Source organism: Nannocystis pusilla (assembly GCF_026626665.1).
Classification (GTDB): Bacteria; Myxococcota_A; Polyangia; order Nannocystales; family Nannocystaceae; genus Nannocystis; species Nannocystis pusilla.
This window is the reverse complement of record NZ_JAPNKE010000002.1, coordinates 11,288,885-11,303,713: the sequence shown is the minus strand read 5'-3', so window position 1 is coordinate 11,303,713 and position 14,829 is coordinate 11,288,885. Positions and strand designations below refer to the sequence as shown.

Below are 14,829 nucleotides of genomic sequence, written 5' to 3'. Positions count from 1 at the left end.
CCTTCGGGCATGTCCCATGCGACATGCCCGAAGGGTCATCGGCACGCGCCCGGGCAGCAGTCCCAGCCGTCGCTGCCCAGGGCGCACAGGTTTAAATAGCCGACCTCGTCGCACTCGCCGTCCTCGTGCCACGGACAGGGGTCCTGCGGCGGCGGGCCGTTCTTGTTGTCGCCGATCTTGCGGACCCCGCCGACGGCGATCGCGGCGGCCCAGGCCTCGGCGTCGGCGTGCAGGAGCGAGGCGTTGCCGACCACCACGGCGCGGCCGTCGATGGCGGTGAGCGCGGACAGGCCCGAGAGGTCGGTGAGGAGGTCGTTGTCGAGGATCTCGACGTCCCCGGCGACGTGGGCCAGCGCGCCGAGGCCCGCGAGGTCGACGAGCGCCTGGTTGCCGTCGAGCCGGAGCGCGTCGAGGCTGGTGATCGCGGCCAGGCCCGACAGCGAGATCAGCTTTTCCGTATCGCGCACCCACAGCGAGCCGACCTGCACGAGCGCCGGGAACGGGCCGAGGTCGGTCATCTTGCCGTTCTGGCAGAACAGCCTGCCGAGGGTCGTCAGCGCGGCGAACGACGACAGGTCGAGGCCCTCCTCGTCCCCGCCGAAGCTCAACCCGCCGGCCGACTGCAAGCCGGCCAGCGCGCTGATGTCGTCGAGCTTCAGGTTGTCGATGAACGACAGCTCGCCGGCGATCTCGGTCAGCGCCTCGAGCCCGCCGAGGTCGGCCAGCTCGGCGTTGAAGTACAGCGCGAGCGACCCGAGGGCCTCCGTGCCGGCGAACAGCGCGAGGTCCGGGAGCCCGGTGTTGCGCAGCTCGACCTCGTGGCGCTCGTCCCACACGACGGACAGCCCTGCGGCCGAGCCGAGCTGCGGCAGGTCGAAGAAGGTCACCTCGATCGGCGCGTCGTCGGCGGGCTCGATCGCCGCGACGCCCTCGAGCCCGTGGAGGTCGACGATCGGCAGGGTGTCGAGGCGAAAGTCGCCGGTGATCCGCTCGATCCCGCGCAGACCCTCGAGGTCGACCAATTGCGGGCAATGGCCGATCCCCAGTCCGCCGCCCACGCGCCGGATGTTGTGCAGGCCCTCGAGCGATCGCAGCGCCTCGCAGTCGCTGATGCCGAGGACCCCGGGGAGCTCGGTGAGCCCGGCGAGCGGCGCGAGGTCGGTGACCCCGAGGCCCACGAGGCCCAGGCCGCCGATCGATTCGAGGCCCGCGAGCTCGGCGATCGACGCCAGCGGCTCCCCCGAGCGAGTGTCGATCGACAGCAGGCCGTCGACGCGCTGCAGCTCCGCGAGCGGCGCGAGATCGGTGAGCGGGCCGCGGATCGCCAGGTCCCCCGAGATCTCGGTGCAACCGGTGAGCGCGAGCAGCTCCTCCTGGCCCTCGACCTCGACGTCGCCCACCGGACAGACGGGCTGCGGCGCGCCGGTGCTGGTCGCGTCGCCGGTCGACGTCGGCGCGCTCGTGTCTGCCGCGGTCGACGTATTCGTCGCGGTGGCGCCGGAGCTCCCGCTCGCGTCGCCGGTCGACGCGTCCGTGTCGGACCCCTGGGGGACGCAGGCCAGCGCGAACACCAGGACGGACCACCAAGAAGAGCCGCGCATCGAGACCTCGAGCGTAGCGGCCCTCCGCGCCGCTGTCGAGCCGGCGAAGCGAGCGAGCCCGCGCCGCCGCGCGAGCCTTTCGCCGGCGATTGCATCCACATGTCCTGAAGGCCATGCACCGAAGCACCGGGCCCGACGAATGCTCGCAGCGCCTGCATGGTCTCGCCGGGCGAGAGCGACAGCGTCTCGCCGCGGAACGACGCGCGCGGGCGGCTGGCGACTGCGTTGCCCACCTCCAGTCCCGCGCGGGTCTGCCCCACCACCATTCACCGCCCCTCCGCGGACGCGGACCTACGAATCACGTCGGCGAAGCCAATGTCGTGTGTGAGCGTCGGCGACGCACCGCGACGCGCCTACCTCCGCTGCCATCAATCTACCGGTCTCTGCGGCGACTCCTGCTATTTGCATCATCTCCATCGGACACTTGTCCGTGGCGCCTCACGCGACGTCATGGCACTCTGACCCTCCGGGCATGCCCGACCCATCTGCCACTGGCTCGTCCCCGCTGCTACGAGGGCTATTCGCGGTCCGCAGCCACGATCACGACGTGGTGCGGCGGGCTCGCTCCTTCATCGCCCTGTGCATCACCTTCGCCGCGATCACCGTGCTCCTGGCGATTCCGATCGTCCTCGCCGACCCGGCCGGCGACCTGCCGATGAGCTTCGTCGTGCTCGCCTCGGTGATCGCCAATACACCCTCGGCGTCCTGCTCGCGCGCCGCGGATGGGTCGACCTCGCGGGCATCTTCGTCAGCGCCAACCTCAGCGCCAGCGTCGCGATCGCCGTCCTCTTCCGCTTCCGCGAGCTCAACGACGGCATCTGGTTCATGGCCCTGGGCGTCATCATCTCCGGCCTGGCCCTGCGTCCGCGGCTGATCTGGTGGATCCTCGGCTTCAACCTCGGGCTCACCACCCTCATGCTCGTGTTCGTGCCGCCGAGCGCCGCGGGGCCGTACTACAACTTCGGCAAGCTCATGATCCTCGACGCCTTGCTGGTGACGATGGCGATCGCCGCCTTCATCGACGCCACCCGCAGCCGCGACCTGTTCCGCCGCCAGGCGCGTGCGGTCGAGGACATCAAGACGGCCCGCGAGCGCGCCGAGCTGGCCAACAGCGCCAAGAGCGTGTTCCTCGCCAACATGTCGCACGAGCTGCGCACCCCGCTCAACGCGATCATCGGCTTCTCCAAGCTGCTGCAGGAGGACGCCGACGACGCCGGCGTGCGCGCCGACCTCGGCAAGATCCACGGCGCCGGCCAGCACTTGCTCGCCATCATCAGCGACATCCTCGACCTCTCCAAGGTCGAGGTCGGCAAGCTCGAGGTGCGGGCCGACTGGTTCGACCTCGGCGAATTCCTCGCCCGCCTGCAGGGCCTCGCCGTCCCCCTCGCCGCCGCGCAGCGCAACACCTTCATTCTGGTGGGCGCCGCCTCCGGGGCCGTGTTCACCGACGAGCAGCGCCTGCGCCAGGCCCTGCTCAACCTGCTCAGCAACGCCTGCAAGTTCACCGAGCGCGGCACGATCGAGCTCCGGGTGGGCAAGCGCATCGCTCGCGGCGAGTCGTGCCTCGAGTTCGAGGTCGTCGACACCGGCATCGGCATCGCCGAGGACGACCTCGAGCGGATCTACATGCCCTTCGTGCAGGTCGACGATTCACCCACGCGCCGCCAGGGCGGCACCGGCCTCGGCCTCACCCTCACCCGCGAGATCGTCCTGCTGCTCGGCGGCACCATCCGCGTCGACAGCACCGTCGGCGTGGGCACCACCTTCACGCTCACGGTCCCGCGCCGCTGGTCGCCCGACGCCGCGGTCGCCCCGCAAGCCGAGCCCGTCGCCGGCGACGTGCCCGCCGCGCTCGCCGGCTGACGCGCCGCGCCGCTGCGCCCGCCTGCGCATTTCCTCGCCTCGACCGTAACCGCGGCCACGATCACCCGGTGGGACGAGGTGCGGCGCCGATGGCCCGCGCAACGCTTGGGGGTCGGAGGAAGCGATGGGACATCATCACCACAAGCGCGGTAGCGACTGCCCTCACGGCTGGTGGGCGACCTCGGACAACGCCGGCCATCACCACCACAAGCTCGGCCACGACTGCAGTCACGGCGTGTGGGCCACCGACTCGGTCGACGGCCATCACCACCACAAGCGCGGCGGCGACTGCGTCGAGCACCATCAATGGGCGACCGGCGAGGACGTGGCCGACCGCAGCTTCTTGACCGACGAGGAGTTCCCGGACGATCCGGCGCTCGAGGTCGACCTATCGACCACCGATCGCCGCTCGTACGCGGAGATCGAGGCCGAGCTGGCCGCCCTCGATCCGCCGAAATGACGCGAGGGCCGCTTATTCTTCAAAATCCGTCGCGGTCGGTCTGCGTCAGCAGCATCTGCAGCCCGCGCGACGGCCCGCCGTTCAGGTCCTGCGGCATCGTGCGCAGCAGCTCGAGCGCCGCCGTCCACAGCCCGCGCGCCTGGCAGGCCGCCAGCAGCGGCTGATTGCGATACGAGCGCTTGCCCTTGCTGATCGCCATGAACGCGCGGTGCGCCCCTGCCAGATCGCCGTACTCCGCCAGCACCGCCGAGACCTCCTCGAGCTGGATGTCCGGGTAGTTCTCGGCGCGTGCCAGCTCGATCGCCTGGTCGAGCAGCGTCGCGGCGACCTCCGTCAGCCCTCCGCGCGCCGCCAGCCCTGCCAGCTTCTGGCTCGTCCTGCGCTGCTTCGGCAGCTCCTCGCGCGCGCGGGTGAACCACTCCTGCCATTGCGCGTGCTCCGGGCCCAGCTCCGCCAGCACCCCGGCGCGCACCTCGAACCGCTCCAGCGGCGTCTCCACCTGTCGCTCGAGCTTCTCCGCCGCCTCCAGCCGCCCGAGCCGCGCCGCCGCGCCGGCGAAGTTGCGGAGGAACGCGTGGTCGCCCTCCTTGTGCAGCTTCGACGCCCTGGCGATCTTCTCGAAGTGCCCCGCCGCCTGCGCCGGGGCGACGCGCGCCAGCGCCAGCAGGAACTCGGCGCAGCTCGTGTACTTCGGCGCCAGCACGTCCTTCGCCACCGCCTCCGCGCGCCCCGGCTCGCCCGCGACCGCCATCGCGGTCATCAGGCGAATGAGCCCCGCCGACTTCGACAGCCCGTCGAATTCCTCGAGCCACGCGCGCGCCGCGTCCCACTCCTTCAATGCGATGAGTCGCTCCAGTCCGCGGTCGAGCAGCGAGAATTCGTTGTGCGCCCCGCGACCCTTCATCTTCGTCACCAGGTGCTTCAGCTCCGCCGCCGACGCGCGCGGACAGATCGCAGAGAACGCGCCCCGCGTCTCGGTCCACGACGGCTGCTTCTCGCCGTCGGCGAGCACGTCGATGGCCTCGCGGATCCGTCCCACCGCCGCCAGCGCCTCCGCGACCACGCGCCGGTTCTCGCTGGCGTTGTGCTCCGGATCGGCGTTGGCGATCGCCGAGGCCAGCAGCGCCTCGCCGTCCGCTTTCTCGCCGAGCAGCACCCAGCCTGCCCCGATCATCGCCTGCGGCGGCGCCGGCGAGCGCGCCTTGGCCTCCTTCCGCTTCAGCAGCTTCTCCGCCTCACGCAGCCAGCGGCGCAACATCCCCGTCTGCACGTCCGTCAGCGGCGGCCCCTCCTTTCGCAACGTCAGCGCCGCCACCACCGTCTCCGCGTGGGCCCGCGCCGCGAACCATGGGTCCGTCCACTCCTTCCAATTGCCGCGCGCCTCGATCGCCTCCGCGGCGCGGTCGAACAGCCCCAGCGCCATCATCCGCTCGGCCAGCTTTCGCCGGTAATCATTGCCGTGATAGGAGTCGCCGATCGACTGCACTCCCTGCTCGACCAGCGCCGCCACGTCGTCGATCGAACCGCCGAGCGGCGGCCACTTGACCTTGGCCACGCGCGCCGGCGCGCCGGCCTTGCCCTTCTTGCCGAACTTGCGCTTGAACGCCGCCGGCGCCGCCGGATCGCTCGCCGCCGTCGCCGCGTCGGGCCACACCTTCGCCTCGCCCCAGCGCCACGGCCACGCCCACTTGCGCTCGACGACCCACGCGATCTTGCCGTCGACCTCCGCCACCGTCGCGCTCGCCTCGGGCGGACCTATCACCACTCCTTCGGGCAGCGCCGCCGCCACGCGTTCGCGGTCGAGCGGGAACGCCGGGTTCCAGAACCACGTCGACCCGTGATCGTCGCCGTCGGTCATCAGCGGGCTCTCGCCGCTGGCCTCGACCGCCGGCTGGAAGCGCCCGATCTCCGCGCCGTCGCGGTCGCGCAGGAACGCCAGCCCCTTCGCCGAGTGACAGACCAGCACCCCGTCGCCGTACGCCACGCCGCCGCTCGGCTCGGCGATGTCGAGCAGGCGGTTCGGCTTGTCGCCGAGCTCCCAGATCTGCAGGCGCCCCTTCACCGAGATCGCCGCCGCGCGGCCGTCGGGGCGCCACGAGAAGCCGTACTTCTCGCCCTCGTCCTCGTCTTCGCCGCTCTTCAGCGCCGGCACGTCCGGGCTGTAGCGATACTCGCCGCGGTCGTAGATGAAGATCCCCGGATCCGCGCCCCACTTGTTCCCCGGTTGCACGATCGCCGCCAGCCGCGACCCGTCGCGCGAATAGATCAGCGACGCTGCCCCCACGTGCATCGGCAACTTCCCGTTGGGCAGACCGGTGCTCGCGTCGTAATAGACGATCCCCGCCGGGTGCATCGCGAACTCGGTCCCGTCGGGCGAGAACGACACCGGCTCGTGCGCCTTCGCCTCCCACGCGATCTTCCCCGTCTTCGCGTCGAGCGCGAACAGCTGCGACCACCCGCTGTAACCGACGATGCGATCGGGGTGCGACCAGTCGATGCCCGCGAGCGGCTGCAGCCGCGGCTCCGAGTTCGGGTCGCCCGGATCTTTCAGCCCCGCCGACTCGCACCAGCGCGGCTGCGGCCGGCGCCCGACCAGCGGCACGATCGCCCCCAGAGCCAGGTTCGGCCCCCAGCAGGCGATGTACACGTCGCGGCTGTTCGGCGACCACGCCCACGACGGCGGCCGGCTCCACCCGTCGGTCACGTACGCGCACGAATCCGGCTCGCCCGTCTTGCCGAACGGGTCGAAGCTGCCGACCCCGTTGGTGTCGAACGCCAGGCCCACGCGCTTGCCGTCGGGCCGCCATTGAATGCAGCCGGCGTAATCGGGCCAGCCGACGCCGCCGTGGATCCGCAGCAGGTTCACGCAGCGCCCGGCGCGGACGTCCCAGATCTGCAGCACCCCGCCGCGGCCGTAGTCGTCGCCGACCCATGACCCGGTGGCGAGGAAGCGCCCGTCCGGCGACAGCTCGCTCCATTCGACCTCGACGTCGTGCCCGTGCGCGTGCCCCAGCGCCGTGTGCGGCCGCAGGCGCGCGGTCGCGGCCCGGTGCGCCGCAGTGATCCCGTGCGCCTCCTCGTGGGCGTACAGCGCCTCGCGCAGCGGCGGCAGGTCGCGGTCGGCGGAGAAGTCGTCCCACGGCAGCGCCTCGATCGCGGCCGCCAGCGCCGGACCGGGCGCGTCGCCTTCGAGCCCGGCGAACCTCGAGACCCCCGCGTCGGCCGCCGCCCCGTCGCTGTCCTCTTCGCCGGCCAGCACCTCCATCAGCTCCGCCTCGCCGAGCACCGTGATCCCGAGCCGCCCCGCCGCGTCGATCTTGCTGCCCGCCTTCTCGCCGGCGAACAGGATGTGCGTGGACTTGCCGACGCTGCCGCCGATCTTGGCCCCGAGCGCCGCCAGCTGCTTCTCCGCCTCGGCGCGCTTCAACTTGGAGAAGGTCCCGGTGAGGACGACGGTCTTGCCGCGGACATCGATGGCCATCGCCTTCGATGTACCCGTTTTCGCGCCCCCGATCCATCACCCGCGCCAGCCCAACGATCGACGCTGAACATCCGCCCCCTACCTGTCACCGGGCCGCAGCCTGCGTATCCCGGACGCGGGGCTACCGTGACGAGCGGGGCTGCCCGTTTCAATCTCTGGCGGCGCCCACCATCTCGTCGATTTGGCACTCAGGTGCCGGCACGCCCGCCTCGCCGTGCCAAGGGATCGGAGTCCACCGTGACGACGACGCGCGAAAAACGGCGCCTGCGGCACTGCTCTCCATGCACCAGCCGGTCGCGCCGATCTCCCGCGACGAAGGCCGCCGGCGACCGGCGCCCGTCACGGCGCCGCGAATTCACGAAGGCGAGCCCCAGTGACCGTGAGTGCCGCGCTCTGCACCTTCGGCTTCGCGATTCCGTTGGTTCGACCGGCGCGTCGCCAACCTCCACCTCGAGCGGGGACGCGGCGAGGCTCGGCGCCCCGGCGTCGCGCATATGTCTCCGCTCTTCGGCGCCTCGCTCGCCGCGCCTGTTGAGAATGTATTAAATGGCCGGAGCGCCGGTCGACACCCCGCCCATTCAGACCATGCTGATAGTTGCGCTCGCTTGAGCGGGGGCGCCGGCCGAGGCCTGCGTCCACCGATTTACCTCGCGAGCGTCACTCGAACATCAGGACTCGGAAATGAGACACAGCACCCTACGAATTCAATCGGCCAATTCGTCCTGGCAGCAATCGTCGGCGTCACGTTCGGCTCGGCGACGGCTCTGGCCATCGGCCCCCAACAACCCGTCAAGATCGAGCGGACGAGCCCGCCCGAGGCGAAAGGAGCCGCCCTCCTCAACTTCGCCGTCGTGGCGGATCCGGGCGAGGTGGCTGAAGTGAAGGCGACCTCCGTCGTCGAATCGAGGGGCGAGCGGCTCCTACAGGACGAATTCCGACCCAGCACTTGTCGGCGGAGGAGGAAGAGCCTTATGTGCGTATCCCGGGGACCCGGCCGGCGATCAAGAACCTGGAGCCCGGCGTCTATGCCCATACGGTCGAGGCCACGGCGAGGATCCGCGGCGAGGATCCGGCGGGCAAGCCCTTGATGGTCCGGGACACCCGGTACTTCGAGATCTCTGCAGGGAAGCTGCGAATCATCTCGTCTGCAGAGTACACCGATGCCGTGGAAAGGCGCGACCCGGGCGAGATGAAGCAGGGCCAGGTGGCCTCCGATTCGACGGTGGCGGCGCCGGCGCGGCGAAGCACTGAGCTCGCCGGTATGGACCAGCAACCTTGAAAGGAAAGATCCGATGACGAACCGAACCATACTCACCGCGCTTGGATTCATCTTGCTCTCCGGCAGCGCGCAGGCCGCCCCCGGACAGTTTGCCTGGACCTGCGCTTCCGCGACAATCGAACCTCGAGCAATTGCGCCGTAGCGGGAGAGACGGGCCACCGTCGCGGTTGCAACCCCGGCAAGGACCTCCCCCACCTGGGCGCGATCCTCGAGCTGTGGGACAAGGACGCCGACGGGTCCGACGAGCGCATCGGGCGCTACTTGTACAACTACGACCAGACCTGCTACACCTTTGAATGGGACACCAATCCACGGCGAACGCGGAGCACGAGTCGAACCCCGATGTGTACGCCCGATACGTCAACGCGGTCCGCAACACCGGGAACACGCGCGAGGTCGTCGCCGTCCAGTCCGACGGCAAGCCGCATCGAGACGTCTGGTGGCGAAACGGCGAGGTGGGCGAGCCGGACAAATACATCGCCAAGGACTGCCGCGCGGGGGTGGAGTGTTGGACGCATCCGCTCGGCACGTGGCTCCTGCCCTCGATCGATGTCAACTCCGACGTCGCCACGCGTGCCATGGTGCTGGATTCGGCGCAACACGGGCTGGAGGCCTTCGCGTCCCTCATGACCGACAACGTGCACATCAAGGTCCCCGACCTCACGGGCACCTGCCCCACGGCGTGCGCCGTGAGCCGCACCGAGATCCGGCTCCCGGGCGTCTTTACGGACGACGGGGTCCGCGTCACCCATGAGCTCGGGCATACGATCCATATGCAATTGTTCCAGCAGGACAACCTGCACGACGACTGCAGCAAGAACGGTGCAGGGTGGAGCCTGGCGAGCGATGAATTCGATTCTTGTGCGAGCCAGGAGGGGATGGCCACCTATATCGGGGCGGCAAGCTGGTACGACCCGGGCCGGGAGAACGCTCAGCCGACCCTCTGGGGCTACAATTCGAGAACCCGGCGCCGCACGCCGCCGTCTGCTCGGCCAACCGCGGGCTCGCGTTGCAAGCCACGAAGGCCTTCTGGGACATGGCCGATGCCACGAACGAGACGGCCGCGACACCGGCCCCCAGCGGCGCCGACGACAACGACTACTGGGGCTATTACCTCATCGTTTCGGCCTTGCGAGCCTTCCCCGGCGGGACGGGGAACGGGCAGACGAACGAGAGCGACGCGAACGGCGTCAACGTCCGCGACTACATCGCGAACACCAACGCGTCTGTGTTCGGCGGTTCGACCACCCAGGAAGAGACCATGCTGAACCACAACTGCATCGACGGCCAGGACGCCGGCTAGCCTCGCGCGCCCCGCGACCGGACCGGCGCGCCGGCCCGGTCGCGCCGCCAACCAGTCCCCATCATGAGGACCGCCCCATGTCTCCCCGAGCCTTCGTCGCACGAGCCATCCTGTCGATGAGCCTGGCAAGCTGCGCTCACGACGTCGCCGCCCGCCCCACCGAAGGGTGCTGGAGGTCTCGATGGAGCAGGCCGGCGCCTGCCCGGGGACCGAACCGTGCTGGTGGCGGACCACCGTCACCGGCTCCCGCATGATCCGCCTCGAGAACTACGCGCAGTCCCGGCAGGAGCGTCTCACGTCCGATGAATTCCAGGCGGTGCTGGAGATCGTGGATCGACCGGATTTCCGGGCCGCGCTCCGCTCGAAAGAGCCCACGTGCCCCGAGGTCGTCGATTCGACGATCTCGCTCACCCTGGAGACCTCCAGGGGCCGCTTCGTCGACAAGCGCGCCGGCGGATGCATCATCGACGAGCAGAGGTTTCCCACGCACCCATACCGGGACCTGTTCCGCCGGCTGGACGCGTCGAGAAGGCGCCATTTCCCCGGAGTCCTGCCCTTCTGAGGCGCCTACGTCGCTCCGCATCGACCCAGTGCCGAAAGACTCCGACGAATCCGGGGATTCGTCGGAGTAAGCCAATCTCTGCTCGGCGCGCCGGAGCGCGTCAGGCCCTGTCCGCCGCGCGGCGGAACCTCCGCCTGCGATCGTTCATTTCGCCTGCTCGCCGGCGGAATCGCCGCTCTCGCAGGGCACCGCCTCCGCGCCGTCGGTCTCGTAGCAGAGCCCCTCGACCTCGTCGTACACCAGCTCGGGGACCGCCGACATCTGCTCGCCCTCGACGCACTCGAGGTCGCACCAGCCGCAGAGGGGAGGCGGCTCCTCCCGCTGGCAGATCGGCGCGCTGCAACAAATCGCCGCCGCCGTCTGGGACGCCAGACCGACCCCGCCGAACGCCACCACGACCGCCATCATCGACCACAGTTGAGAAAGACGCATAGATACCTCCAAGTCTCCAGTAGTTTCAGCAACCGCCGCCGCCCCGAACAATTCGGGCGAGGCGACAAGACGAGATTCGCAGAATGAGAATAGGAGTCAAGCGGGCTCGCGGCCCGTTGCCTGCAAACCGCCGCCGGCGCCCTCGGGGCGGCCCCTGGCGCTCGAACGCGGCGATCCTCCTGCGATTGCATCGGAACGGCGTATGCGGCGATCTGTGCCATATCTCGAAGACTCCGACGGCATGCCCTCCGCGCAATCGGACCCGCATCGGACCTGCGCGCCGTCGCATCGATGGCGGGATCGCAGAAGCGATTGGCGGGATCGCAGAAGTCGGTACGACGAGTGACCTGCTACTGTAATTCCCACGGGGAATCGTTCCACAGCGCTCACGCGAGCCCCGTGATCGACGTGAGCGAGAAGCGTTGGCATCTCATGAAATTCATCCTTCCTGCCCTTGCCCTGATGCTCTCGGCCGTGTCCTTCGCCGGCTGCGATTCCAACTACGACGGCGCCGCCGAGGCCGAGGAGGCCCTGCTCGACGACGCGGACGCCGCCCGGGCCCTGAAGGCCGCGAGCGACGACGAGGACGCCGAGAGCGCCCTCGAGGCCGAGTTCGACCTGGCCGCCGCCGGCGACCCCTCGTTCCTGACGCCCTGCTCGCAGTGGAAACCCACTCCGTTCCAGTGCGAAAAGGCCGACAACTCCTGTCTGGACCCCGAGCTCACGCCGGGCCCGTGCGCGGTCCTGACGCAATGCATCATGTGCAACGTGGACTGGAGCGGCGGCGTTTAGGTCGACCCGCAGGCCCGAAGCTCTCGACCAGAAGAGCGGCAACCGTCCCGTGCCCCGGTCGACCCGGACACGGGACTTTTTGCTTGCGAGGCCGATGATCGATCGGCTCCTCGAGTTCGAGGCAGGGACAGGCTGACAATGACCTGGCGCGCGGCGTCACGCGCCTCGCCCGCCCGCGCGACCGTCGAAGCTGCCTTCGATCGCGCCCGCGGCCCCCGCCCTCGGACCCGCGTCGGCGGCTCCGCGGACGCGCCTTCGCCACTCGCTCGGCGCCTCGCCGGTGTGTCGACGGAACATGGTGCTGAAGTTGGCGAGCGAGCTCGCACCCACCTCGAGGGCGATCGTCGTCAGGGTCAGCGACGGATCTCGCAACAACACCTGCGCGGCGCGCACCTGCGCCGCGGCGTGCTCCGCCTGGAAGCTCGTGCCCTCGTCGCGGAGCCGGCGCTGCAGCGTTCGCGTCGACAGCCCGAGCTGCCGCGCCGCGCTCTCCAGCGTCACCTCCGACAATGGCGGGACGAGCACCCGCCGCAGGCGCTGCACGCAATTCAGCTCGCCCATCGCCGCGGCCACGATCTCCTCGAGCTCCTCGATCAGGTCCGCGCGATCGCTGCGGCCGAGCCACGCGAGCGCCTCGCCGGGAGACTCGTGAACCGCGACCGGGTGCGCCGGGCGGACCACCTTGTCGAAGCCGGCCACGATCGCGCCGGGCAGGCCGTTCGGCCGCACCCGCGCCTGGCACATCACGAACTCGCGGTAGAGCGGCGCGCGCTTGCAAATGCGTCGCGAACGCCGCGAACGCCAGCGGATCGACGCTCTGTAGCCGGCGCAGATCGACGAGCGAGGCGTGTGGTATGGCCTCCGGACGCACCTCCACGTCGAGGAGCGGACAGAGCCGCCGGATCTCCGCCTCCTCGGGGCGGCCCCAGATGGCCATACCGTAGAACCGCGGATCGGCGCACCAGACCACGAACGAGCTCGACACCACGTACGAGCCGGTCGGTGCGCTTCGATATTCGGCGAGCCCCGTCGCTTGTCTCAAGCGGGCCATCGCGGGGATGTCGCAAGCTCTCCGGCGGATCGACATGATCCTCTCATGTCGACAGGGCCGCCGATCTGTCACTGAATCTCGCCGGCGGCTCGCTACGACTCGCGGGCGCCGCCGTCACCACCGCCATCATCGACCCCGATCGAGCCGCGCGCACAGGTCACCTCCAGGCTCGTTTCAAGCGAGCGCCGCCGTCCCGAACGATTCGGGCGAGACGACAACACGAGGTTCGCAGAATGCCCATAGGAGTCAAGCAGGCGCCCGGCCCGTTGCCTGCAAAACCAGCGCGGGCGCCGTCGGGACGCCCCCGAGCGGGCGAACGCCGTGTCGCCTTATATGATTCCGTCGGAACGACGTATTCGTCGATCCAGGCCGCGCCGAGGCTCCCCGGCCCCGACGCCCCACCGCTTTCGCGCAATCGGATTCGCGTCGGGCTCGCCGCCCGCCGGCGTAAATGTGCATTGTATTCGCGCCTGGCCGTTACCCTGGCGGCTACCTGTAAGCCCGCTCCCGACGGCGTGTCACACCGGAGATAGCGCCACCGCGTGGTGACATCGATGGACCCGAAGAACGCTCACGCCATTCTTTGTCACATTCTCCGGATCGCGGCGAACACCTGCCCGAACGGCCCTGTCTCTCGCGCCATGTCCGGCCGGCCATGGTCCACCCGGCGCAGCCTGGGTGTTTTCGCTCCTTCATTAAAGATCCCCGCCTCCACCACGAGGGCGACCTGAGCTCGGTGATTCATCCGATGCTCGTCGACAGGCCGGCCTCCACGCGCCCGCTGGCGGCCGCCTTGTTTCGCCGCCCTCGGCCCCGCATACTTTCAAGCGGAACGAGAAGCAGCGAGGATGACGATCCGTGCCGCATCGAGTGGGTGGAGGCGAGCCGCACGGGTGGTCCTCGCCGGGCTGGGCGCCTCCCTGGTCGCCTGCCACTGGTGCCCCTGGGACAAGGACTGCGACCGCTGGTACGGCGCTGCCCACGACGCGCCGCTGCGGGTCGTCTCGCGCAACCTCGCGGTCGGGCCCGGTGGGACGCTGGCCGTCGCCGAGGAGGTCGAAGGGTTCCCCCGCCTGCGCTACGCGCCGCGCCCCAGCGGCACCAGCGTCGACCTTTACGCCGCGATCTCGTCGGGCGGTGTCGAATGTCCGCTCCTCGTCGTCGGCGATCGCGGCACGATCCTCGTGTCCGAGGACGACGGCGAGCGCTGGTCCACACCCGCCACGCCGGTCCGCGACGCGCTGCGGGCCGTCCACATCGATTGCCCCTTCACCACCGCGGCGGCAGTCGGCGACGCCGGCGCGCTGCTCGTCGCCCGCACCGACCTCGACCTCTGGTCCCCGCGCGAGACCGGCACCGACCGGACCCTGCGGGCCGTCGCGCTCGCCGGCGACCTCGGCTTCGCCGCCGGCGACGGCGGCACCGTGCTGCGCAGCCTCGACCACGGCGACACCTGGACCCCGCTCGCGCTCGGCACCTCCGTCGACCTCATGGCGATCGAGTTCCTCGTCTATCCCAGGCAACCGGACACCGCGGTGATCGCCGGGGTCGACGGCGTCGTGTGGACCAGCGACGACGGCGGCGAGCGCTGGCGCGAGATCGACATCGGCCTGCCGGAGCCGCTGCTGCAGCTCGAGATGGGCCCGTTCTACCCGCGCGACGGTCGGCTCCAGCTGTCCCTCAGCATGCTGACCGACAGCGGCGTGTGGCACTGGTACGACCGCGCCGACGATCCGCTGAGCCTGCCCTACCCGCTCGAGCAGCGCGTCTACTCGTTCACCGAGGCCCCCATGTTCGGCGACTCCGGGCCGTTCGTGCTGGTCGAAGGCGGCCTCCAGGTCTGGCGCCCCTGCATGACCTGCGACTGAGGCAGCGAAGCTCGCCGACGAAGCAGAGCCGGCGCTGCAGGGGGTCGGCCTCGGGCGCGCCGTCGTCGCGCGGCGATTGTCGGCACCGCGCGCGCACTCTCCACAATCGCGCCCGTCTCGACATTCCCGTCCGCCGC

The 14,829-nt window shown here is 70.1% G+C and carries 11 protein-coding genes; 7 read left to right on the top strand and 4 right to left on the bottom strand.

All coding sequences use genetic code 11. The features are described from left to right. Window positions 1-35: 35 nt before the first annotated feature. Window positions 36-1,601 carry a leucine-rich repeat domain-containing protein gene (locus tag OV079_RS50015; protein WP_267777561.1) on the bottom strand — a complete coding sequence of 522 codons (1,566 nt, stop codon included), beginning with the start codon at window positions 1,599-1,601 and terminating at the stop codon, window positions 36-38. Between the two features lie 579 nt (window positions 1,602-2,180). Between OV079_RS50015 and OV079_RS50010 the strand changes: the two genes are divergently transcribed. Then, window positions 2,181-3,464 carry a sensor histidine kinase gene (locus tag OV079_RS50010; RefSeq protein WP_267777558.1) on the top strand — a complete coding sequence of 428 codons (1,284 nt, stop codon included), beginning with the start codon at window positions 2,181-2,183 and terminating at the stop codon, window positions 3,462-3,464. Window positions 3,465-3,588: 124 nt separating this feature from the next. Continuing rightward, window positions 3,589-3,924, top strand: a complete 336-nt coding sequence (locus OV079_RS50005; protein ID WP_267777556.1) for a hypothetical protein — start codon at window positions 3,589-3,591, stop codon at window positions 3,922-3,924. Between the two features lie 19 nt (window positions 3,925-3,943). Here OV079_RS50005 and OV079_RS50000 read toward each other — a convergent pair whose 3' ends face one another. Continuing rightward, on the bottom strand, window positions 3,944-7,405 hold the full coding sequence (locus OV079_RS50000; protein WP_267777553.1) for a BRCT domain-containing protein: 3,462 nt from the start codon (window positions 7,403-7,405) through the stop codon (window positions 3,944-3,946). Window positions 7,406-8,351: 946 nt separating this feature from the next. On the opposite strand from OV079_RS50000, the gene OV079_RS49995 reads away from it, so the two are divergent. The 3 genes from OV079_RS49995 (at window position 8,352) to OV079_RS49985 (ending at window position 10,549) form a co-directional block, all read left to right on the top strand. After that, entirely contained in the window at window positions 8,352-8,684 is a 333-nt protein-coding gene (locus OV079_RS49995; protein ID WP_267777551.1) for a rhodanese-like domain-containing protein, read from the top strand. A 1,009-nt stretch (window positions 8,685-9,693) separates the two neighbouring features. Next, complete coding sequence (locus tag OV079_RS49990; protein WP_267777549.1) at window positions 9,694-9,987, top strand: hypothetical protein; 294 nt, start codon at window positions 9,694-9,696, stop codon at window positions 9,985-9,987. Window positions 9,988-10,168: 181 nt separating this feature from the next. Then, window positions 10,169-10,549: a hypothetical protein gene (locus OV079_RS49985; RefSeq protein ID WP_267777548.1), complete on the top strand. Its 381-nt coding sequence runs from the start codon at window positions 10,169-10,171 to the stop codon at window positions 10,547-10,549. Window positions 10,550-10,693: 144 nt separating this feature from the next. On the opposite strand, the gene OV079_RS49980 is transcribed toward OV079_RS49985, so the two are convergent. After that, window positions 10,694-10,981 (bottom strand): hypothetical protein, encoded by a 288-nt coding sequence (locus tag OV079_RS49980; RefSeq protein ID WP_267777546.1) that lies wholly within the window; start codon window positions 10,979-10,981, stop codon window positions 10,694-10,696. A 399-nt stretch (window positions 10,982-11,380) separates the two neighbouring features. On the opposite strand from OV079_RS49980, the gene OV079_RS49975 reads away from it, so the two are divergent. Continuing rightward, the gene (locus OV079_RS49975) at window positions 11,381-11,773 is read left to right on the top strand and encodes a hypothetical protein (protein WP_267777545.1); all 393 of its coding nucleotides are present in this window, start codon (window positions 11,381-11,383) and stop codon (window positions 11,771-11,773) included. Between the two features lie 156 nt (window positions 11,774-11,929). On the opposite strand, the gene OV079_RS49970 is transcribed toward OV079_RS49975, so the two are convergent. Next, complete coding sequence (locus tag OV079_RS49970) at window positions 11,930-12,517, bottom strand: helix-turn-helix domain-containing protein (RefSeq protein ID WP_267778831.1); 588 nt, start codon at window positions 12,515-12,517, stop codon at window positions 11,930-11,932. Window positions 12,518-13,672: 1,155 nt separating this feature from the next. Between OV079_RS49970 and OV079_RS49965 the strand changes: the two genes are divergently transcribed. Then, complete coding sequence (locus OV079_RS49965; protein ID WP_267777544.1) at window positions 13,673-14,692, top strand: WD40/YVTN/BNR-like repeat-containing protein; 1,020 nt, start codon at window positions 13,673-13,675, stop codon at window positions 14,690-14,692. Window positions 14,693-14,829: the final 137 nt, after the last annotated feature.